The sequence below is a fragment of the Pseudarthrobacter sp. PvP090 genome (assembly GCF_040547365.1).
GTDB lineage: Bacteria > Actinomycetota > Actinomycetes > Actinomycetales > Micrococcaceae > Arthrobacter.
In genome coordinates, this window is record NZ_JBEPPO010000009.1 from 97,962 (window position 1) to 119,631 (window position 21,670).

Consider the following 21,670-nt stretch of genomic DNA (forward strand, 5'->3'; position numbering starts at 1 on the left):
TGCTGACGAATCTAGTCCCCTGCCCATTCGCGGGGAAGTGCCGGCGGCCCGGGCGCGCCGCCGGTTGCGATCCTTGTTGCTGGCGTTCCGGGGCCGCTGGGTAGCCGTTTTGTGGATGAGCACCTTGCTCCGGTACCCTATACAGGTTGGTGACGTGTCCGAGCGGCCGAAGGTGCAACACTCGAAATGTTGTTTGGTGTCAAAGCCAACGTGGGTTCAAATCCCACCGTCACCGCCAATAAGAAAGGCCCTGCTTCCCTTGTAAACAAAGGGAAGTAGGGCCTTTTGCTTTGTCTGAAATTTGGGGTTTGCCCACATTTTGCCCACACTCGCCAGAGAGACAGCGTGATCAAGGGCGCATGAAACCGAGTCCAGATCCCCATCAAACAGATCCGCGTAAACATCGAGAGTCATCGCGGCGGAGCTGTGGCCGAGCATCTTTTGAAACGCTTTCACGTTTGCGCCGGCCGATACGGCGAAGCTCGCAGCGGAGTGCCGCAAGTCGTGAGGCGTGATCCTTGGAACGCCGGAACCCTTCACCGCGCCGGCAAACCAGCTCATATTGTCCTCGTGCACCCGCGCAAGCCGGAGGTGGCGCCCATTCTCGCCAGGGAAGACCAGATCATCCCGCCCCTTACCGGCGCACTGCCGAGCCAGTTGCTCGCTGAGGAATCGCGGAAAGGGCACCGTCCGCTTCTTGTGGTTCTTCGGAATGCCCACCTCAATCACGGAACCGACCTGCACCGCGTTCTCTTCGATCATGAGACGACGCCGGAGCACGTCCAGATGCTTGACCCGCAACCCGGTAGCCTCACCCCATCGGAGCCCGCAGTATGCCAGCACCAACACCAACGCCGGTTACTTGCTCGCGGCCGCCAGCTCGTGCACGTGTGGTTATACTCATGCTTGGGGGCGCCTTAGACGGTGTATGTCGGAAGCGTTCAGCAGTCACAATTTATCTGCCAAACCACCGACAGGAGGTGCGGGGAACCGTGCCAGCATTGAAACGATCGATCTTCCGTAAAGCGGCGGCCGCTGCCGTCCTTTCCGTTGCCCTGGGAGCCGGAGCGCTCACGGCGGCGGCCCCTGCCAGCGCCGCAACCTGTGATCCGGTATTCAATTTCTGCCCTTCGTCATGTGCAGAAACTACCGCGAGTTGCACAGCCGGCGTGTCCACCGTCTACGTCACCGCAGGAACAGTCCTGCGGGCGAACAAGTACGGCTGGCCAACGGGCACCAAGCTGGAATACCGCTGGTTCTTGAACGGCAAGATTTTCGCGGGCGGCTACCATGACAGCCACAAGGCCTGGCCAGGCAAAGGCGATAAGTACGTCGTCCGCGTCAAGGGCACGTTGAATGGCCAGGTCAGCTACCGGTTCAGCAGGACGTACATCGTCCGCTAACCACCACGCACAGAGAAGCCCCGCCAGTTATCACCATTGGCGGGGTTTCTGCGTTCTGGCACGCGCCTTCTAGGGGCACAGAAGAGCCCCGGACTATTGACGGGTGCCGGGGCAGTTTCTACAGGCGGAGGATCAGGCGTACTTGGCAGCGAGCCGTGCCAGTGCAGTTCCTGCTGCGCCAGGTTCAAAGATGAATCGGGCCTAAAGGACTGGCTTGTCATAGTCCCTCGTCCCGTCGAACTCCCGCCGCCCACATCCTGCCCACATTCACCGTGATTAGCCGTGATCTAGGGTGATGAAATTACCCGGATTCTAGAGGTTTTCCACGCCAGCAGTAGCGCGGGAGAGGGTTCAAATCCCACCGTCACCGCCAAGTAGCGAGGCCCCCGGCTTCCTTTGTTTACAAGGAAACCAGGGGCCTTTGCGTTGCCCGGGATGACGGGTTTGCCAACATCGGGGCGGTGGCCCGTTCCTTCCCCTGTTTGCAGAGCGGGCCACCTACCGCCCCCGTAGACCTTCGGGACCCAATTACGGCGGCGGTAAGTCGGAAATTACAGCCCACGTCTTGGGAAAAGCCAAGAACGGGCCCAGGTCAACCGTTCCGCCCGCTCGCCGGGGTCCCGGCCCACTATTTGACTCCGCAATAACAAATGCGGGCTTTGTATTTCCCCGTCCGCAATACCAGGGCCGACGCGACGATGTTCATGGTCAGCAGAATGGATATGGTCCGCAAGCCTGCGACGTTAGGCGGCCCACTCATCGCTGAAGTCGGGGTGGTGCCTATAGGTCTGGGCGAGGATAAAAAGGAATTTCTCAATGTAGTCCCGCCCGCCGGCGGATACCGCGTCCCCATCGATGCGCTGGTAGTGGGCAATGATCTTCCGCTTTGCCTCGCACTCTGCCATGACTCGGTTCTTGACGGCCGGCGGTATCTCAACGGTCCGCTGAAAGAGCTGCCCGCCCTCATAGAGGGGCTGCAAGACTGAGTTGAGATAGCCGAGCCTCGCCGCTTCCTCATCTTCGGCAATCCTGGCTTCGAGGAAGTCAATGACCTGCATAGACTCATCATGCTCCGATATGGCGCTGCTGTCGCTGTTGGCTTGTTCGCGGGCTGCCGGCGGCGCGGCAGGAAGGCCGGAAAGGGCTCAGCAGGGGCGGAACCTGGCCAGTCATATCATTTCGTTGATCGAAAGCGAAAGAGAAAAGGCCGAATAGTCCTGCAAGCTGGCTCCATCGTTTTGAGACCATGGAGCCAGCCTTTGCGGAATCCGGCTCGATCGGAACACCGAAATGGTCTCTCCCCAGAAAGATGCCCGGGCCAGATCCCAACGCCAGACTAAACGGCTTGGCATTGACGGGCAATAGGCATTTATGTGACTTGAAAATCTTGCCGTTCTGTGATTAGCCCATTCACGCTTTTCCGGACTCCGTGCGCGGCTCAAATGTTCCTTAGCCGGCCGGGCTCACCACGTCCTCCAGCACCGTCCGGTCGAAAAAGCGGATCTCGCCGGTTTCCGGAAAGAACACGGGAACGACAGACGTGCTCGGGTCCTTCGAGGTTTCATATATTTCGGGCGCACCGCCGTGCCTGCGGGCAATGGTTCCGACCAGGTCCGTGCCGCGGACCTTGACGGTCCGGTATTTGTAGCTCATCTGGGCTCCTTTAGTGACGTGGGACACAGCCTACTCCCCGCCGCCCGGCCCGTGCCGGGCGCCCGGCGGGTGCGTCATGGAAGAACCCGGAGCCAACACTGGTGCACAATGCGTTCATGACCAATGACGCTCCCCGCCCGGTCTACTTCCTTTCGGACAGTACGGGCATCACCGCAGAAACGCTCGGCAACACCCTGCTGACGCAGTTCCCCGCGACCGAGTTTGACCGCATCACGATCCCCTTCATCACCACCGCCGACCAGGCCCGGGCCGTCGTCAAGGTGATCGACCACCGTGCCGCCACCGGCCTGCAGCCAATCGTCTTCTCCACCGCCGTCGGCAGCGACATCCGCCAGACCCTGGGCACCTGCAACGGGATCATCGTGGACCTCATCGGGACCCACGTCGGGCAGTTGGAGCTGGCACTGGGAACCGAAGCCAGCGGTGAGCCGGGCCGGGCCCATGGGCTCGGCAACGCCGCCCGCTACCAGTCCCGGATGGCCGCCGTCGAATACGCCATGGAGCACGACGACGGCCAGAGCCTGCGCGCGCTGGAAAAGGCCCAGGTCATCCTGGTGGCCCCGTCCCGCTGCGGCAAAACCCCCACCACCATGTACCTGGCGCTGCAGCACGGCATCTTCGCCGCGAACTTCCCGCTGGTGGACGAGGACTTTGAACGCGAAGGACTCCCCAGGCCGCTGCGGCCGTTTGTTTCAAAGTGTTTCGGCCTCACCACCAATCCCCTGCGCCTGAGCCAGGTCCGCACCGAACGCCGCCGGGGCTCCCCCTACGCGTCGCTGCGGCAGTGCGGCTTTGAGCTGCGCAGTGCCGAGCGGCTGTACGTGTCTCACGGGATTCCCTACCTCAATTCGGCCAGCGTCTCCGTGGAGGAAATGGCAGCCACGATCCTCCAAAAAATGAACCTCAAGCACTAGCGCACGGGGTCCACAAATGTTGCGTGGACCACATCATGTGGAAACACCGGCCTAGACCTGTCACTGTGGACAGGACTTGCGCCCATTAACCGGCGACCGCCCCACGCGGGGCGGCGATACCGCATGCCACCATCTGCAAAGGAGCAGCAACCATGACGACAGACATCCTGTGGTTCTCAGAACTCGGCCTCAAGGACCTGGATCGAGTGGGCGGCAAAAACGCCTCCCTCGGCGAGATGGTGCAGAACCTGACTTCTGCCGGCGTCCAGGTGCCCGACGGCTTCGCCACGACAGCCGACGCCTACCGCACCTTCCTCGCCGACTCCGGCCTGGACCAGAAGATCGCCGACCGGCTGGTCGGCCTGGACACCGACGACGTGACGGCCCTGGCGGCTGCGGGCAAGGAAATCCGCGCGCTGATGCGCGAGACGCCCTTCCTGCCGGACTTTGAAGCGCAGATCCGCGCCTCCTACCAGAAGCTCGTGGAGAAGCACGGCGGCTCCGAGGACCTCTCCTGGGCCGTCCGCTCCAGCGCGACGGCGGAAGACCTCCCCGACGCTTCCTTCGCCGGGCAGCAGGAAACCTTCCTGAACGTCCGCGGGATCGAGAACATCCTGGTGGCCATCAAGGACGTCTTCGCGTCCCTGTACAACGACCGGGCCATCGCCTACCGGGTGCACCACAAGTTCGAGCACGCTGAAGTGGCGCTCTCGGCGGGGGTCCAGCGCATGGTCCGTTCCGACGTCGGCGCCTCCGGCGTCATGTTCACCATGGACACCGAGTCCGGGTTCCAGGACGCCGTCTTCGTCACCTCCTCCTACGGCCTCGGAGAGGCCGTCGTCCAGGGCGCCGTCAACCCGGACGAGTTCTACGTCTACAAGCCCGCCCTGGAGGCAGGCCGCCCGGCCATCCTCAAGCGCGGACTGGGCGAAAAGGCCCTCCAGATGACCTACACGAGCAACCGCGAAATCGGCCACACCATTGACTTCGTGCCGGTGGAGGCCTCCCTGCGGAACCGCTTCAGCCTCACGGACGACGACGTCGAGCAGCTCGCCCGCCACGCCGTCGCCATCGAGAACCACTACGGACGCCCGATGGACATCGAATGGGGCAAGGACGGGATCGACGGCGGCCTGTACATTCTGCAGGCACGCCCGGAAACAGTGCAGTCCCGCCGGACCTCCGGCAGCCTGAGCCGCTTCCGCCTCAACGGCTCCGGCAAGGTCCTGGTCGAGGGCCGCGCCATCGGCCAGCGCATCGGCGCCGGCAGCGTCCGCATCCTCACCTCGATCGACCAGATGGCCGCATTCAAGACCGGCGACGTCCTCGTCGCGGACATGACCGATCCGGACTGGGAACCGATCATGAAGCGCGCCTCCGCCATTGTGACCAACCGCGGCGGACGCACCTGCCACGCGGCGATCATCGCCCGGGAACTGGGGATTCCCGCCGTCGTCGGCACCGGCGCCGCCACCGACGTGCTCTCCGACGGACTCGAGGTCACCGTGTCCTGCGCCGACGGCGAGACCGGCGTCATCTACGAGGGCCTCCTGGACTTCAGCGTCGAGGAAACCGAGATCACCCAGCTTCCCGAAGCCCCCGTCAAGGTCATGATGAACGTCGGCACCCCCGAGCAGGCCTTCACGTTCGCGCAGCTGCCCAACCACGGCGTGGGCCTGGCCCGGCTGGAATTCATCATCAACCGGCAGATCGGCATCCACCCCAAGGCACTGCTGAACCTGGACGAGCAGCCGGACGACGTCATCGCGGAAATCCGGGAGCGGATCGCCGCCTATGACAGCCCGCGCGACTACTACATCAAGCGCCTGGCCGAAGGCGTGGCGACCATCGCCGCGGCATTCGCTCCGGAGCCGGTGATTGTGCGGATGTCCGACTTCAAGTCCAACGAGTACGCCAACCTCATCGGCGGGCCCGCCTACGAGCCGCACGAGGAGAACCCGATGATCGGCTTCCGCGGCGCATCCCGGTACCTGGAGCCGTCCTTCCGTGATTGCTTCGACCTGGAGTGCGAGGCCCTGTCCTTCGTCCGCAACGAGATGGGCCTGACCAACGTCAAGCTGATGATCCCGTTCGTGCGCACCGTGGACGAGGCCAGCGGCGTCATCGACCTGCTCGCCGAGAACGGTCTGCGCCGCGGCGAAAACGGCCTCGAGGTCATCATGATGTGCGAACTGCCGTCCAACGCCCTGCTGGCCGACGAGTTCCTGGACTACTTCGACGGCTTCTCCATCGGCTCCAACGACATGACCCAGCTGACCCTGGGCCTGGACCGGGATTCCGCCATCGTCGCGAACAGCTTCGACGAGCGCAACCCGGCCGTCAAGAAGCTCCTGAGCATGGCCATCAAGGCGTGCAAGGCGCGCGGCAAGTACGTGGGCATCTGCGGCCAGGGGCCCAGCGACCACGCGGACTTCGCCGAATGGCTGGTCGAGGAAGGCATCGACTCCGTCTCGCTGAACCCCGACACCGTGGTGGACACCTGGCTCCGGCTCGCCGGCGCGGCGGCCACGGCCGGCGCGGCAGCCAACTGACACGGTCAACACGCACAGCCAGCTGACGCGGTGAACTGACACCACATCAGCTGCGGAGACACCCCGGTCCTCGGACCGGGGTGTCACTTTTTGCCGGGCAGCCCCTCCACCGCCACGGTGCTGCGCGGCCGGGCAGACTGAGTCGAGATCGGCCGCTGGACGGCTGCACAAGTCGGAGCCGGTGGCGCCGTCAATTGGTCCATTGAGCACCGGCCCCGCACACGGTTAGCTAGGATCCATCAGCGTTCCGCACCAATGACGTTCAGGACACCACGTGACTTTGCAGCAAGATCGGGCCAACGGCGCCCCCGGACTTTGGCCCGACGTACGAACCGGCGACCGTCTTGAGGACCTCGCGGCCGACGCACCGTGCCCGGAAGACTGCCACTTCTGCTCGGGTCCCGAGACAGACTGACGCCGTCCGGGACGCTTTTCGCAGCCCGGTAGAACTCACCGGTAGAATCAGGGGACAACCCGCAGCCGCCAGCGTCCGCGGGAGCAACCATGGCCGCCGCTGGTGAAGGGAGTGTTCCGTGCGCACAGCCGCCAGAGCACCGTTCCACGCCCTGCGCTCGGCCATGGTGGCACTGACCGTTCTTTCCCTGGCGGCGGGCGCGCACACGCTGGCCGGCGGACAACTGCCGTCCCCCGGCATCCTGCTGGCCCTGCTGGCCCTGACCGGGCTGGCTTCCACCACCGCCACCCGGCTGAAGCTGAACCTCCCGGCCCTGGCGGGGCTGCTCGGCGCCGGACAACTGATGCTGCACGAGGCTTTCACCGCCTTCAGCGGCCCCGCCCTTTCCTCCGCCCTGGCTGGCGCCGCGACCGGTCCGGCGGGCGACCTCGCGCACCACGTCGGGCCGGTTCCGCTCCCGGCCGGTATTGGCAGCACGCTCGCGGCGCCGGGACCGGACTCCGGGCCTTCCCTGCTGATGCTGGCTGGCCACGCCCTCGCAACGCTCCTCTGCGCCGTCCTCCTCGCCCGCGGCGAGGCCGCCCTGTGGGCCCTGGCGGCATGGCTCCGCCCGCTGCTCCGGCTCCCTGCTCCGGTGACGCCCGACGCCGTCGCGGTCCCGGCAGCCGCCGGCTGGCCCGCGGAGTCCGCACCGCTGCCGTGGCGGAACCTCCGGCGCGATTGCCGCCGCGGCCCGCCCGCCGCCGTCGTCTGTTCCTGACTTTTCCCGGCCGCGGCCGCGACTGTGCCCTGACCCCCGTGCCCCGGGCCCGGGCCCGGACCATTGGCCGCGCCACCCACCCCATTTTTGTGCGCCCGCCGCTGGGCAGCGCACGCCCGAAAGGCAACCCCTGTGAAAACTGCATCCACTTCCGTCCTGCGCCGCACCCTCACCGCCACAGCAGTGGCCGGAGGAACCGCTGCCCTGATGCTCGCCGGGATTTCCGGCGCCTCGGCGCATGTCGGTGTCACCCCCGACAAGACCACCGCGAACTCCTACGCACTGCTGACCTTCGGAATCCCGCACGGCTGCGAGGAATCCGGCACCACGAAGGTGACCATCACCCTCCCCGCCGAGCTCAACGATGCGCAGCCGACGGTTAACCCGAACTGGACCGCCGAGAAGGTCACGGAACAGCTGGCCGAACCGAAGAAACTCGCGGACGGGACCTCCATCACCAAACGGACCAGCCAGATCGTCTACACCGCGAAGGCCCCGCTGGAACCCGCGCTCCGCGATGCCCTGGTGCTGTCGGTGAAACTGCCCGACGCGGCCGGGAAGACCCTGTACTTTCCGACGCTCCAGAACTGCGAGGTCGGCCAGACCGACTGGTCCGAGCTCCCGGCCGAGGGCCAGGATCCGCACGCTCTCAAGGCGCCGGCGCCGTCCGTGACGGTCACAGCGGCCGCTGCGGCGGACGGGCACGGCGCCCATGCCGCCAGCACGACGGACACCGTGCCCGAGACGGTCCAGGCCGCTGCGGTGAGCGACGACGGCGCCCGGGCACGCAGCTGGGCCGGGCTGGTGGCCGGCGTCGGCGGCCTCGCCCTCGGCGGCCTGGCACTGGCCCGCACCCGGAGCAGCAGGCCCGCGCCGGTCCGCGTTTCAGCACCCACCTCGGGACCCAATTCCGGGCCCAAGGAGTAGCTGACCTCGGTTGATGCCCGGAAATCACAATCCGGGCATCAATCCGGCCTCGCCGTCGTGGCGTCGTTGACTCCGGCCGCAACGGACGTGAAGGTGGTGCCATGACGGCTCAGCGAATCAACACCAGACTGGTATTCACGACGGCGGCAGCCGCAGCAGCGCTCTTCCTCACCGGCTGCGGCGCTGGCACGCCGCAGGCCCAGACATCCAGCAACACGGCGTCCTCCCCTGCCAGCTCCGCGAGCCAGCCCGCCTCCTCCGGCGCGGCCACCGGCCCCGCCTCGTCGGCCCCCGCGCCGGCGGTGTCCGCGCCTGCCGCGCCCGGACTGTGCAAGGCCGCCGGCCTGACGGGCACCATCGATTCCACCGGCGGCGGCGCAGCCGGCAGCGTCTACATGACTCTGATCCTGACGAACTCCGGCACCGAGCCGTGCCTGTTGAAGGGCTTCGCCGGTGTCTCCCTCACCGCCGACGGCGCCCCGATCGGGGCAGCCGCGGCCCGCGACGAGTCCACACCCGCCACCGATGTCCTGCTCGCGCCCGGACAGGCCGGCGCCGCCACGCTGCGCTACAGCCAGGCGGCCAACCACCCCGACTGCACGATGGCCCCCGCCGCCGGCTTCCGCGTCTACCCGCCCGAAGACACCGCCTCGCTGTTCATCGCCCAGCCGCGGGACGCCTGCAGCGACGCCGAAACCCGTCTGCTCACCATCGGGGCGTTCACGGCCAAGTAGTCTCCCAGGCGCCGAGGTGAGATTTTGCGCCCATGCCCGTCCGAGGGCGCGAAGTGTCACCTCGCGGGGGTCCCGGCCACCGGCGGCGCCGTACCGCGGCCTCCCGCAACATCCCACGGCGGCGGTGGTGCCAAGTTTGCTGATACCGCCCGGATTTCCGCCCGCCATTTCCTGTCGGCGGGTTAAGGCATGATGGAGGAATGAAGGGTCAGGAGCTCACCGGCGGCACACTTGCGGCCGAGGCCATGGACCGGTTCAGCCGGCCGACCCGGGACTGGTTCCTGGGTGCGTTCGCTGCGCCCACACCGGCCCAGAACGGCGCCTGGAACGCGATTTCCTCCGGCGCGCACGCGCTCGTGGTCGCCCCCACCGGTTCCGGCAAGACGCTCGCCGCCTTCCTCTGGGCGCTCGACCGGCTGCTCGTCGCAGCCCCCGCCGAACCCGAGGAACTGCCCGGCCTGGACACCGCGAAAGGCGCCCGGCGGAAGGCGCCCAAACGCAAAACCAGGGTGCTGTACATCTCGCCGCTCAAGGCGCTCGGCGTCGACGTCGAACGCAATCTGCGCGCCCCGCTGATCGGCATCACCCAGACCGCCAAACGCCTGGATCTGCCCGCACCGCTGATCACCGTGGGCGTCCGCTCCGGTGACACCCCGGCGTCGGACCGCCGTTCGCTGCTGAGCAACCCGCCGGATATCCTCATCACCACGCCCGAGTCGCTCTTCCTGATGCTCACCTCCAAGGCGCGGGAGACGCTGAGCGAGGTGGACACCATCATCGTCGACGAGGTCCACGCCGTCGCGGGCACCAAACGCGGCGCACACCTGGCCGTGTCCCTGGAACGCCTCGACGCCCTGCTCCCGAAGCCCGCCCAACGGATCGGGCTCTCGGCCACCGTCGAACCCAAGGAGCTGGTGGCGCAGTTCCTCGCCGGCTCCGCGCCGGTGGAAATCGTGGCACCGCCCTCGAAGAAGACCTGGGACCTGACGGTCTCCGTTCCGGTGGAGGACATGTCCGATCTGCAGGGTGCGGCGGGCGCGTTCGACTCCGGGCCGGCGTCCGGGCTGCAGCCGCAGGCATCGATCTGGCCGCACGTGGAGGAGAAGATCGTGGACCTGGTGCTGGCCAACCAGTCCACCATTGTGTTCGCCAATTCCCGCCGGCTCGCCGAACGCCTGACCGCCCGGCTCAACGAAATCTACGCCGAGCGGCAGCTGATGGCCGCAGGCGGCGGCTGGGGCGAGTTCGGCACCGGGGCACCCGACTTCGAGCCCGTTCCGGCCGGAGCACCGGCTGGCGGCGCCCCGGCCGTTGCAGCCTCCACCGCGGCGCCGACCTCCAGCGCGGTGCCGACGTCCACCGCGACGCCGGCGCACATGATGGCCCAGGCCGGCAGCACCGCCGGGGCCGATCCGGTCCTGGCCCGGGCCCACCACGGCTCGGTTTCCAAGGACCAGCGGGCGCTGATCGAGGACGACCTGAAATCCGGTAGGCTGCGCTGCGTCGTGGCCACATCCTCCCTTGAACTGGGCATCGACATGGGTGCCGTGGACCTCGTGGTGCAGGTGGAATCCCCGCCCTCCGTGGCCAGCGGGCTGCAGCGGGTGGGCCGCGCCGGCCATCAGGTCGGCGAGGTCTCCCAGGGCGTACTGTTCCCCAAGCACCGCGCGGACCTGGTGCACACCACCATCACCGTGGAACGGATGCTCGCCGGCAAGATCGAGCGGCTCTACGTCCCCGCGAACCCGCTGGACATCCTGGCGCAGCAGACCGTCGCGGCCACGGCGCTGGGGTCCATCGACGTGGAGGAGTGGTTCTCCACGGTGCGCCGGTCGGCACCGTTTGCCTCCCTCCCCCGCTCGGCGTTCGAGGCCACCCTGGACCTGCTCGCCGGCCGTTACCCGTCCGATGAATTCGCCGAACTGCGGCCCCGGATCATCTGGGACCGGAACGCCGGCACCATCGAGGGCCGGCCCGGCGCCCAGCGGCTAGCCGTCACCTCGGGCGGCACCATCCCGGACCGCGGGCTCTTCGGCGTCTACATCATCGGCACCGAGACGGAAGGGACCGGTTCCTCCGGATCCCCGGGCTCCGCAAGCGGCGACGGCCGGGCCGCCAGTCCGGCCGCCGCGGCAGCCAAGGGCGGCCGCCGGGTGGGCGAACTCGACGAGGAAATGGTCTACGAATCCCGCGTGGGTGACGTGTTCGCGCTGGGCGCCACCAGCTGGAAGATCGAGGACATCACCCACGACCGGGTCCTCGTCTCCCCGGCCTTCGGCCAGCCGGGGAAGCTCCCGTTCTGGAAGGGCGATTCCCTCGGCCGCCCGGTGGACCTGGGCCGCGCCCTGGGCGCGTTCGTGCGCGAACTGTCCGCGTCCGACGTCGGGCCGGCCACGGAACGCTGCAAGGCCAGCGGCCTGGACGATTTCGCCGCCAACAACCTGATCCAGTATCTCGCCGAGCAGAAGCTGGCCACCGAGGTGGTCCCCAGCGACACCACCCTGGTGGTGGAGCGCTTCCACGACGAACTCGGCGACTGGCGGGTGGTGCTGCACAGCCCGTTCGGCATGCCAGTGCACGCACCGTGGGCCCTCGCCGTCGGGCAGCGGCTGCATCAGCGGTACGGGATGGACGGCTCCGCGATGGCCGCCGACGACGGCATCGTGCTGCGCGTACCCATGATGGAGGACGAGCCTCCCGGGGCCGAGCTGTTCCTGTTCGACCCGGAGGAACTCGAACAGATCGTGACGGCGGAGGTCGGCGGCAGCGCCCTCTTCGCCTCCCGCTTCCGCGAGTGCGCCGCCCGCGCCCTGCTGCTGCCCCGGCAGAACCCGGGCAAACGGCAGCCCCTGTGGCAGCAGCGCCAGCGCTCCGCCCAGCTGCTGGACGTCGCGCGGAAGTACCCCACCTTCCCGATCGTCCTCGAGACCGTCCGCGAATGCCTGCAGGATGTCTACGACCTCCCGGCGCTGAAGGACATCGCCGCGTCCATCGAGCGCCGCGAGCTGCGGATCCTGCAGACCACCACCCAGCAGCCCTCGCCGTTCGCCAAGTCCCTGCTCTTCGGCTACGTCGCGCAGTTCCTCTACGAGGGCGATTCACCCCTGGCCGAGCGCCGCGCCGCCGCGCTGGCGCTGGATTCGACCCTGCTCAACGAGCTCCTCGGCAGGGTCGAGCTGCGCGAACTGCTGGACGCCAAGGTCATTGACGCCACCGAGCGGGAGCTCCAGCGGCTCGCACCGGACCGGAAGGTGCGCGGGCTGGAAGGCGTCGCTGACCTGCTTCGCCTGCTGGGCCCGCTGACCCCGGAGGACGTCGCCGCCCGGCTCGAACCGGCGGCCAGGCCCGGGCCGGAGGGTGGGCTGGCCGAGGCTCCGGAAACCGCACCGGCGGCCGAGAGCGTGGCCGCCGTCGCCGATGCCGCCGCGCATCTGGCGGCGCTCCAGCGCGCCAACCGCGCCATCAGGGTCAACATCGGCGGTGCCGAGCGCTACGCCGCGGTGGAGGACGCCGCCCGCCTGCGCGACGCCCTCGGCGTCCCCTTGCCGGTGGGGGTTCCGCTGGCCTTCATCGAGCCGGTCGCGGATCCGCTGGGCGACCTCGTCTCGCGCTATGCCCGCACGCACGGGCCGTTCACCTCCGCGGAGGCCGCCGCCCGGCTGGGACTCGGGGTCGCCGTCGTCGGCACCGCCCTGAAGCGGCTCGCCGCGGACGGACGGGTGGTGGAAGGCGAGTTCCGCCCGCACACCGCGCCCCCGCCGGCCCCGGCTCCCGTCCCGGCTTCGGCGCCGGAATCCGCCGACGGCGCAGCGGCCGCCGGCGCCGTCAGCGGGGCCCAGACCACTGCCGCGCCGACGGCGCCGTCGCTGGCGGGCGTCAGTGAATGGTGCGATGCCGAAGTCCTGCGCAAGCTCCGCCGCCGCTCGCTCGCCGCACTGCGTGCCGAGGTCGAGCCCGTGGATGCCGCGGCGTACGGACGCTTCCTGCCGGCCTGGCAGAACGTCCGGGTCCCGGGCAAGCGCGGGCAGTCGGCGCTGCGGGGACTGGACGGGATCATCACGGCCGTCGACCAGCTGTCCGGTGTGCCCATTCCGGCCTCCGCCTGGGAACCCCTGGTCCTCGCCAGCCGGGTGTCCGACTACCAGCCCGCCATGCTTGATGAGCTCATGGCGGCCGGCGAGGTGCTCTGGTCCGGCGCGGGTGCGCTCCCCGGCAACGACGGCTGGGTCAGCCTGCACGTGGCCGATTCGGCCGAGCTGACCCTGAACCCGACCATCGACTTCGAGCCCGGCGACGCGCAGCAGCGCCTGCTGGACCACCTGCGCAACAACGGCGGCGGGTACTTCTTCCGGCAGCTGACTGACGTCGCCGGCGGCATGGATTCGGTGCTCAGCGACCAGGACGTCGTGTCCGCCCTCTGGGATCTCGCCTGGGCGGGCCGGATCACGGGCGATACCTTCGCCCCGGTCCGGGCCATGATTGCCGGCGGCCACACCGCGCACCGGCAGGTCGCCCGCGCCCCGCGGGCCCGGGCCCCGCGGCTGAGCCGGCTGGGGCGTGCCCACGGGACCGGTTTGCTCGGATCCCCCGGGCTCACCGGGGGCCGGTATGGCTCCGCCAGCGGCGCGGCGGCCACTCCCCCGCTGGCCGCGGGCCGCTGGTCCGCGCTGCCGGCCCCCGAACTGGATGCCACCATCCACGCCCGGGCCACCGCGGAACTTCTGCTGGACCGGTACGGCGTGGTCACCCGCGGCTCGGTGATGGCCGAGAACATCCTGGGCGGCTTCGGACTCATGTACAAGGTGCTGGCCCGGCTGGAGGAGGCCGGGCGGTGCCGCCGCGGCTACTTCATCGAGCACCTGGGCGCGGCCCAGTTCGCCGTTCCCGCGACCGTGGACCGGCTGCGTTCCTACGCCGAGGATACCCAGCTCCACAAACCCGAACCGGTGGCCCTGGCCCTGGCCGCGACGGACCCCGCCAACCCCTACGGCGCCGCCCTTCCCTGGCCTGCCCTGAACGTCGAAGCGGGAACCGGCCACCGTCCGGGCCGGAAGGCCGGCGCCCTGGTGGTGCTCGTCGACGGCGCCCTGGTCCTTTATGTGGAACGCGGCGGCAAGACCCTGCTGGCCTTCAGCGAGGACACCGAGGTCCTGGCCGCCGCCGGTGCCGCCCTGGTCGGCGTGGTCACCCGGGGCGCGGTGGACAAACTCATCATGGAAAAGGTCAACGGCCACGGCATTCTTGACACGCCCATCGCCGCCGCCCTGGCCCACGCCGGCGCCTACTCCACGCCCAAGGGACTGAGGATCCGTGCCTGAGGGCGATTCAGTGTTCCGCGCGGCCGCCCAGTTGCATGCCGCGCTGGCGGGCCGGCAGCTCATCTCCTCCGACTTCCGGGTGCCCCGGTTCGCCACTCTCAAACTGGGCGGCTGGACTGTGACCGAGGTGGTCCCGCGGGGCAAACACCTGCTCATGCGGCTGGAGGGCCCGGCCCGGGCAGACGGCAGCACCGCGGAACCGGACCGGCTGACGATCCATTCCCACCTCAAGATGGAAGGCACCTGGCAGGTCTACCCCCCGGGCGGCCGCTGGCGGAAACCGGGATTCACGGCGCGCTGCGTGCTGCGCACCGCTGCGGCAGACGCCGTCGGGTTCTCGCTGGGCATCCTGGAGGTGGTCCGCACCTCCGAGGAAGATTCCGTCGTCGGCCACCTCGGTCCCGATCTGCTGGGCCCGGACTGGGACCTGACCGAGGCGGAGCGGCGGATCCGCGCGGCGCCGGACGTCCCGATCGGCGTCGCACTGCTGGACCAGCGGAAGCTCGCGGGGATCGGCAACATCTACCGCTGCGAGGCCTGCTTCCTCTCCGGTGTGCACCCGGCGGCGCCCGTCTCGGCAGTGCCTGACGTGGCGGCCATGATCACCGACGCCAAGGTGCTGCTGGAGGCCAACCTGGGAGCCGGACGCCGGACCACCGTCCTGAATCAGCGCGGCGCTGCCGTGGGCCGGACCTCCGGGCTGCCCGGCTACTGGGTCTACCGCCGCGAACACCAGCCGTGCCTGAAGTGCCAGACCCCGGTGCGGCGCGGCGTCCTCGCCAAGGCCACCGGCACCGAAGAGCGGGACATCTACTGGTGCCCGACGTGCCAGCCGCTGCCGGGACCGGCTCCGGCGTAGATCCACGCTGCGGCGCGTGCCGCGCTCCCATAACGTGCGGCGGCTAGGGTGCGGCGACCGCCGGATCGGCTGCCACCGCCGGCAGACCGGACTCCTGCGGCTCCGGCACGGTGAACCGCGGCAACAGGAACTGCACCAGCGGGCCGATGGCCAGGGCGTAGAGCACGGTCCCGATGCCCACAGAGCCGCCAAGCAGCCAGCCCGCGGCGAGGACCACGATTTCTATGCCGGTCCGCGACGTCCGGACGGACCACCCCGTGCGGCGGGCGAGCCCGGTCATCAGGCCGTCCCGCGCACCGGGCCCCAGCCGGGCACCGATATAGCAGGCGGAAGCGATCCCGTTGAGCACGATGGCGCCCGCGAGCATGCCGGCCTGCCCGCCGAGATGGGAGAACTCGGGGATCAACGCCAGGCCGACGTCGGCGAAGACGCCCACCAGCACGGCGTTGCACAGCGTGCCGATGCCGGGCCACTGCCGCAGCGGAATCCACAGGAGCAGCACGAGGAAACTCACGATCACGACGACTGTGCCGATGCTCAGCCCGGTCTTGACCGCCAGTCCCTGGTGGAACACGTCCCACGGGTCCAGCCCGAGGCCGGCGCGGATGAACATGGCCAGGGATATGCCGTACATGGCGAGGCCGATAAGGAGCTGAAGGAGCCTGCGGGTCATCATGAACCCCATCCTTCCGGAGAACTGGCCTTGCATTCCATAGCCAGTTTGAAATACTGGCTCTATGTCCGGATCCCTGAACCCCAGTTCGCTCGCCCGGCTGCTCGGCCAGTGGAACCTCGGCGCAGCCCCCGCCTACCGCGAGCTGGCCGACGTCGTCCGCCTTCTGGTCCTCGACGGCCGCGTGCCGCTGGATGTCGCGCTGCCCAGCGAACGGGCCCTGGCCGCGACGCTCGGCATCAGCCGGACGACTGTCACCGCCGCCTACTCCCTGCTGCGCGAGCAGGGCTTCCTCAGTAGCGGCCAGGGCAGCCGCGGCCGGACGTGCATCCCGCAGTCCGGTGCGCCGGGCGGCCGCAAGGGCGGAAGCCGGGCGGATCTCAGCAGCGCTCCCGGCCTGGCCGTTCCGGACGGAATCCTCGACCTCGCCTATGCCTCGCTGCCGGCCAGCGGCGAGGTGGTGCACCGGGCCTTCGCCTCCGCGCTGACCGAACTGCCGGCACTGCTCCCTGGCTTCGGCTACGACGCGCTCGGCGTGAACCCGTTGCGGGAGGCCATCGCCCGGCACTATTCCGCGGCCGGCGTGCCTACCACCGCGCGGCAGATTCTCGTGACGTCCGGCGCGCAGCATGCGCTGAACATCGTGCTCCGCACCCTGGCCGGCCGGTCCGACAAGGTTCTGGTGGAGCATCCCAGTTACCCGAATGCGCTCGACGCCATCCGGGCCGCGGGCTGCCGGCTGGTGCCCGTGGCCATGCCCGCCGCCCACCCGGACACCCGATCCGGGGCGCATTCCGGCGGGCGTCCGGGCTGGGATCTGAAGGCGATCGAGACCGCACTAAGGCAGCAGCGGCCCGCCATGGCCTACGTGGTCCCGGACTTCCACAACCCCACGGGGCGCCTGATGCCGGATTCCCAGCGGCGACGGCTGGTCCATGCCGCCGCCGAGACCGGCACCGTCCTTGTCGTGGACGAGACGCTCCGGGAGTTGAACCTCGACGGCGTCGCGTCCACGCCGCTGGCCGCCTTCAGCCCCGCCGTCGTCTCCATCGGTTCCCTGAGCAAGTCGCACTGGGCCGGGCTGCGGACCGGCTGGATCCGGGCCGAGGAGCCCCTGATCCAGCGCTTCGCCGCTGCCCGCACCACCATGGATCTCGGCGGACCGGTGGTGGAACAGCTCGCTGCGGCACACCTGGTCAACGCACTCGCCGAACCGCTCCCTGCGCGCCTGGACTCCCTGCGGGACAACCGGGACGCGCTGCTGGACCTTATCGCCGGACGGTTGCCGGGCTGGCAGAGCGAACGGCCCGACGGCGGCTTGTCCGTGTGGTGCCGCCTCCCGGCCCCGATCAGCACAGCCCTCGCCGTGGTGGCCCCGGACTTCGGCATCCGGCTGGCGGCCGGACCCCGCTTCGGCACGGGCGGCGCCTTCGAGCACTACCTCCGCGTGCCGTTTACGCTCCCTCCGGAGCAGCTCGAGACCGCGGTGGCAGCGCTGCGTTCCGCCCAGGACAAGCTGGAGGCGTCCCCGCAGTTGCGGCGCAGCCTCGGAGCCCCGCCCGCGGCAGCCATCGCCTGACACCCGCCGCCCGGGCTCGGACCGCGCGGGGGCCGCCCGGGGGTGGCCCGGCGACGCGGAAACTACTCCACGACGCGCAAAAGTCCTGGCGCGCCCTTACTCCGACGTCGCCAGGACTTTTGAGTGTCGCCCGGGATGTTCGGTGTCACCAGACAGCCTGCGCCTCGCCGCGATACCAGGAGCTGCGGACGGGTTAGGCGAAGACCTTCGCCAGGAACCCGCCCCACGCCTTCGCCGTGGAATCGGAATCCCCGCCGCCGCTGAAGTCGTGGACCGTCATGCCGACCGTGGCACCGAAGGCATTGCGGCCGAAGAACCGGTACAGCGTGTCCGCGGTGCGCAGGCCGAGAAAGTTTTCGTTGGCGAAGTCCACCTCCCCCGAGAGCCGGCCGACGCCGTCGAGCTCCAGGTCCACGGCGCTGCCGGGCTCCGCTCCTTCCACACCGAGGGCCTTCTTGAGCCGCACAAAGCCGTCGGGAGCCGCCGAGGCGGGAGGGGCCTGGATGTCCGTGAACACCACTGGTTTGCCGTCAAAGTACTTCAGGTACTGGCCGAGGGTGTGCAGGTAGAACGCGGTGTGCTTGCTGGCGCCGTCATACTGCTGGTCCCAGTCCTCGGTGAAGATGCCGCTGTGGACGTAATGCAGCCGGGCACGGCCGCCGTCGAGCGGTTCCAGCACGTGCTCCAGCTGGTTGAACCAGCCGTCCGGACCCTCCATCCTCGACACCAGATGGCGGGGGTAGTCGTCCACGGTCCGCACGGCCGGCCACTCGTCGGTGGGGAACATCCAGGCGGGGGTGTCCTTGGTCACCGCATCCCAGACCCGCTCCGGGGAGCCGGGCAGCTCCGTGTCAACGATGATTTCGAAATTGCGCTGGTCAGTCATTGTCCTGCTCCTTAGCCGATGGGTTTGTGTTGGGTGATGGGTTTGGGGGTGCTGTCTTGGGTGCTGCCGTTTTCAGTGTTGGGTGAAGCGCGACGACGAGGCGGTGCTTGCGCCCGCCGCCCGCGCTGGCGCCCTCCGCCGGGGTCCCCGGTCCGCCGTCGTGGTATTTGTCCACGAGCCGGGTCACGGCGGCGCCAAGTTCCTCTGCGAAGGCGGCCCGGTCCGCGGCGGTGCGGAAGGTGATCTCGCCGTCGATGGCGAAGGTGGCGAGGTGCTGTTGGGCAGCGGCGGCGCCGGTGATGAGCCGGCCCATCTCCTGGACCGTGCGGCTGGCGAGGGCCAGCAGCCAGAAGGCCGAAAACCTGTCCGAAAACCGGTGTGGGTCCGGGGCCACGGAGGCCAGCGCGGCCGGGGAAATCAGGTACGAGGCGGCGCTGGCCTGCAGGATCCGTTCCGTGACGTTGCCCTTGCGGCGCTCCGCCACGAGTTCCACCAGGCCGTGGCGTTCCAGGGCTTTGAGGTGGTAGTTGACCTTCTGGCGCGGGAGCCCGACCTTGGCGGCGAGCTGGGTGGCCGAGCCGGGTTCGGTGAGTTCCCTCAGGATGCGGGTCCGGATGGGGTCCAGGGAGGCCTCCGCCGCGGCCGGGTCTTCGATCACTCCGATGTCCAACATGCGTCCAGTGTGGCCACCGACAGTTTTATTTGTCAAGAACTTTTTTACCGTCGGAGCGTGATGCGCCGAGGTAGCCGGAGGCATGCCCGATCGCCGGTAGCTTACGGCGACGCCAGCAGGCTTCCGGCGATCTCGCTGGGCCCACCCAAGGCGCTACCCCACTCGAGGCCAGGCCTACAGCTCGTGGCCGGCTCACCCCAAGTCGCAGCCCACCCCGCGGCCGGCTGCCGAACGGCGCGGCGGACCCGGCAAAGTAGAATGGACCGGTGATGCAATCCCCCCTCCCCGTGCGCGACGGCGTCAATGCGACCCGCCTCCGCCTCCCGGACGAAGGGCCGTGGGACACCGCGATGGACTACATGATGCACCGCTGGGGCCACATCGACCCGCAGGGCATCGAGGACCGCTTCGACGCCGGCGAGATTGTGGGCGAGGCCGGCATCCCCCTGGACCGCGCCACCCCGCTGCGGAACCACACCTTCATCTGGTATTACCGCACGCTTCCGCCAGAGGTCCGGATCCCGGTGGAACTGGACATCCTGCACCAGGACGACCACCTCCTCGTGGTCGACAAGCCACACTTCCTGCCCACCACGCCGGGCGGCACGTACATCCAGGAGTCCGCGCTGGTTCGGCTCCGGAACCAGCTGGACCTGCCGGACCTCATTCCCATGCACCGCCTGGACCGCATGACGGCAGGGATCCTGCTGCTCTCCACGAATCCGGAGACCCGGGGCAAGTACCAGGTGCTCTTCGAGAAGCGCCAGGTCCGGAAGGAATACGAGTGTGTGGCCGCGGCCGAGCCTGCGCCTGGGAACCCCGCCGTCGACTTCCCCTTGGTGGTCCGGAACCGGATGACGAAGTCCCGCAGCTACCTGCTCGCCGAGGTGATTGACGGCGAACCCAACGCCGAGACCCGGATCGAACGGCTGCGGACCTTTGAAGGTCCCGGCGCGGCAGCGCCTGCCGGCCATGTCCCCGGCAGCGCGGCCGACGGCGACTCCCGGCGCCGTGCGCTGTACCGGCTCGAGCCGCACTCGGGCAAGACCCACCAGCTCCGCGTGCATATGGCCTCCCTCGGGCTCGGGATCGTCAATGACGCCTTCTACCCGCAGCTGCTGGACAAGGCGCCGGACGATTACTCGAAGCCGCTCCAGCTGCTCGCGCGCGGGATCCGCTTTGCTGACCCCATCACCGGCAAGCCGGTGGAGTACCGCAGCGGGCTGGAGCTCAGCGAAGCCCGCTAAGCCCTCTCGGGGAGCCACCCCCGCCGGGGAAACAGTCCAGCGGCCGGGCCGGGCCGCCGCCACGTCACGGACGGGCGCCACGGCGGATATGCGGTAACTTGTGCCCATGGACTTCGGCAGCGCAGACGGCTGGGGGGACACGATCTATTTCTGGATCATCCCGGTTGTTATGGGCGATGCCATTTTTCCGCCCCTCCCGTCCGAAATGGTGGTCATCACGGGCGGCGCCCTGTCCGCCGTCGGGCGCGCCAACGCGTTCCTCGTGGTGCTCCTCGCCGCGGCGGCGTCCTGGCTGGGCGACATCCTGGTGTTCCAGCTCTTCAAACGGCGCCTGAGCCATACCCTGGACCGCTGGCGGTGGGGCCGTGTGTTCCATCAGGCCGTGCACACCGCCACCGCGAAGGCCGGCCGGTCCACCACCTACGGTGCGATCGTCGGAGTCCGCTTCATCCCGGGCGGACGGCTGGCGACGACGGCCGCCGCCGGCATCGCCAACGTCTCCACCCGCGGATTCAGCCTCTGTGCTGCCCTCGGAGGCCTGCTCTGGGCGGTCTGGTCCGTCGGTCTCGGCTATGTCACCGGCGCAGCCACCGGGCTGCCGTTCTGGGCGAGCTCCCTGATCGGCGTCGGCGTCGGACTCCTGATCGGCGGCATCCTGGGCGTGATCGTCACGCGGAGGCGCGGCAGCCGTTCCCCCGTCGTGGACGGGACCGACGAGGAACTGGACTTCTGAGGCGGGCGTCCCGCCTAGACGGGCGCCCAGCGGCCGCGGTTGCGGCGGAGCACCATCAGGTGGCCGGTCACCGCAACGCGTTCGACGGCGTCGCGCATCATCGCTGCCGACTCCAGCGCCTGGCGGTTCTCGCCGCTGTACGAGGTGGGCTCGACCAGGAAGCGCAGGTTCAGTTGCGGCACCCCGCCGGCCAGGTCCAGCTGGTTCGCCTCGACGTGGTGCCGCGTCTCCAGGGCTTCGACGGCCGCGGCCATCACGGACTCCGGCGGGTTGCCCGGTTTGAGCCCGGTGATCTTCAGTCTGGTCTGGAACGACGGCATGGA

Annotated in this window: 19 protein-coding genes and 1 tRNA gene; 13 read left to right on the forward strand and 7 right to left on the reverse strand. The window is 68.9% G+C overall.

Annotation, left to right across the window (positions count from 1 at the left end):
• Window positions 1–148: 148 nt before the first annotated feature.
• Window positions 149–238, forward strand: a tRNA-Ser gene (locus ABIC21_RS12195).
• Here ABIC21_RS12195 and ABIC21_RS12200 read toward each other — a convergent pair.
• The gene (locus tag ABIC21_RS12200) at window positions 217–849 is read right to left on the reverse strand and encodes a tyrosine-type recombinase/integrase (RefSeq protein ID WP_354350661.1); all 633 of its coding nucleotides are present in this window, start codon (window positions 847–849) and stop codon (window positions 217–219) included. The two genes, ABIC21_RS12195 and ABIC21_RS12200, sit on opposite strands and share 22 nt — an antisense overlap.
• A gap of 320 nt (window positions 850–1,169) precedes the next feature.
• On the opposite strand from ABIC21_RS12200, the gene ABIC21_RS12205 reads away from it, so the two are divergent.
• On the forward strand, window positions 1,170–1,403 hold the full coding sequence (locus ABIC21_RS12205) for a hypothetical protein (RefSeq protein WP_354350662.1): 234 nt from the start codon (window positions 1,170–1,172) through the stop codon (window positions 1,401–1,403).
• A 743-nt stretch (window positions 1,404–2,146) separates the two neighbouring features.
• Here ABIC21_RS12205 and ABIC21_RS12210 read toward each other — a convergent pair.
• Complete coding sequence (locus ABIC21_RS12210) at window positions 2,147–2,461, reverse strand: DUF6221 family protein (RefSeq protein WP_354350663.1); 315 nt, start codon at window positions 2,459–2,461, stop codon at window positions 2,147–2,149.
• A 19-nt stretch (window positions 2,462–2,480) separates the two neighbouring features.
• Between ABIC21_RS12210 and ABIC21_RS12215 the strand changes: the two genes are divergently transcribed.
• The gene (locus ABIC21_RS12215) at window positions 2,481–2,618 is read left to right on the forward strand and encodes a hypothetical protein (protein ID WP_354350664.1); all 138 of its coding nucleotides are present in this window, start codon (window positions 2,481–2,483) and stop codon (window positions 2,616–2,618) included.
• A gap of 234 nt (window positions 2,619–2,852) precedes the next feature.
• On the opposite strand, the gene ABIC21_RS12220 is transcribed toward ABIC21_RS12215, so the two are convergent.
• Window positions 2,853–3,056, reverse strand: a complete 204-nt coding sequence (locus ABIC21_RS12220; protein ID WP_307462152.1) for a hypothetical protein — start codon at window positions 3,054–3,056, stop codon at window positions 2,853–2,855.
• Between the two features lie 116 nt (window positions 3,057–3,172).
• Between ABIC21_RS12220 and ABIC21_RS12225 the strand changes: the two genes are divergently transcribed.
• From ABIC21_RS12225 to ABIC21_RS12255, 7 genes are all read left to right on the forward strand, one after another.
• Entirely contained in the window at window positions 3,173–3,991 is an 819-nt protein-coding gene (locus tag ABIC21_RS12225) for a pyruvate, water dikinase regulatory protein (protein WP_354350665.1), read from the forward strand.
• A gap of 152 nt (window positions 3,992–4,143) precedes the next feature.
• A complete protein-coding gene (ppsA, locus tag ABIC21_RS12230) occupies window positions 4,144–6,543 on the forward strand; it encodes a phosphoenolpyruvate synthase (protein ID WP_354350666.1) in 2,400 nt (799 codons plus the stop codon).
• A gap of 533 nt (window positions 6,544–7,076) precedes the next feature.
• Entirely contained in the window at window positions 7,077–7,718 is a 642-nt protein-coding gene (locus ABIC21_RS12235; RefSeq protein ID WP_354350667.1) for a hypothetical protein, read from the forward strand.
• 132 nt (window positions 7,719–7,850) lie between these two features.
• Entirely contained in the window at window positions 7,851–8,645 is a 795-nt protein-coding gene (locus tag ABIC21_RS12240) for a YcnI family copper-binding membrane protein (RefSeq protein ID WP_354350668.1), read from the forward strand.
• A gap of 101 nt (window positions 8,646–8,746) precedes the next feature.
• Window positions 8,747–9,379, forward strand: a complete 633-nt coding sequence (locus tag ABIC21_RS12245) for a DUF4232 domain-containing protein (RefSeq protein ID WP_354350669.1) — start codon at window positions 8,747–8,749, stop codon at window positions 9,377–9,379.
• A 200-nt stretch (window positions 9,380–9,579) separates the two neighbouring features.
• The gene (locus ABIC21_RS12250; protein WP_354350670.1) at window positions 9,580–14,697 is read left to right on the forward strand and encodes a DNA glycosylase AlkZ-like family protein; all 5,118 of its coding nucleotides are present in this window, start codon (window positions 9,580–9,582) and stop codon (window positions 14,695–14,697) included.
• The gene (locus ABIC21_RS12255; protein ID WP_354350671.1) at window positions 14,690–15,556 is read left to right on the forward strand and encodes a DNA-formamidopyrimidine glycosylase family protein; all 867 of its coding nucleotides are present in this window, start codon (window positions 14,690–14,692) and stop codon (window positions 15,554–15,556) included. Before ABIC21_RS12250 ends, ABIC21_RS12255 begins: the two co-directional genes overlap by 8 nt.
• 43 nt (window positions 15,557–15,599) lie before the next feature.
• Here the strand turns inward: ABIC21_RS12255 and yczE are convergent, their stop codons facing one another.
• Window positions 15,600–16,232, reverse strand: a complete 633-nt coding sequence (yczE, locus tag ABIC21_RS12260; RefSeq protein ID WP_354350672.1) for a membrane protein YczE — start codon at window positions 16,230–16,232, stop codon at window positions 15,600–15,602.
• 61 nt (window positions 16,233–16,293) lie between these two features.
• Here yczE and yczR point away from each other — a divergent pair, with 61 nt between their 5' ends.
• On the forward strand, window positions 16,294–17,808 hold the full coding sequence (gene yczR / locus ABIC21_RS12265) for a MocR-like transcription factor YczR (RefSeq protein WP_354350673.1): 1,515 nt from the start codon (window positions 16,294–16,296) through the stop codon (window positions 17,806–17,808).
• A 193-nt stretch (window positions 17,809–18,001) separates the two neighbouring features.
• On the opposite strand, the gene ABIC21_RS12270 is transcribed toward yczR, so the two are convergent.
• Together ABIC21_RS12270 and ABIC21_RS12275 are read right to left on the reverse strand one after the other, a co-directional pair.
• Window positions 18,002–18,694, reverse strand: coding sequence for an SRPBCC family protein (locus ABIC21_RS12270; protein WP_354350674.1), 693 nt, complete (start codon window positions 18,692–18,694; stop codon window positions 18,002–18,004).
• A complete protein-coding gene (locus ABIC21_RS12275; RefSeq protein WP_354350675.1) occupies window positions 18,687–19,367 on the reverse strand; it encodes a helix-turn-helix domain-containing protein in 681 nt (226 codons plus the stop codon). The genes ABIC21_RS12270 and ABIC21_RS12275 overlap by 8 nt, the downstream gene beginning before the upstream one ends.
• 269 nt (window positions 19,368–19,636) lie before the next feature.
• On the opposite strand from ABIC21_RS12275, the gene ABIC21_RS12280 reads away from it, so the two are divergent.
• A complete protein-coding gene (locus tag ABIC21_RS12280; protein ID WP_354350758.1) occupies window positions 19,637–20,614 on the forward strand; it encodes an RluA family pseudouridine synthase in 978 nt (325 codons plus the stop codon).
• Between the two features lie 106 nt (window positions 20,615–20,720).
• Entirely contained in the window at window positions 20,721–21,347 is a 627-nt protein-coding gene (locus ABIC21_RS12285; protein ID WP_354350676.1) for a DedA family protein, read from the forward strand.
• Window positions 21,348–21,361: 14 nt separating this feature from the next.
• Here the strand turns inward: ABIC21_RS12285 and ABIC21_RS12290 are convergent, their stop codons facing one another.
• Window positions 21,362–21,667, reverse strand: a complete 306-nt coding sequence (locus tag ABIC21_RS12290; RefSeq protein WP_354172546.1) for a hypothetical protein — start codon at window positions 21,665–21,667, stop codon at window positions 21,362–21,364.
• Window positions 21,668–21,670: the final 3 nt, after the last annotated feature.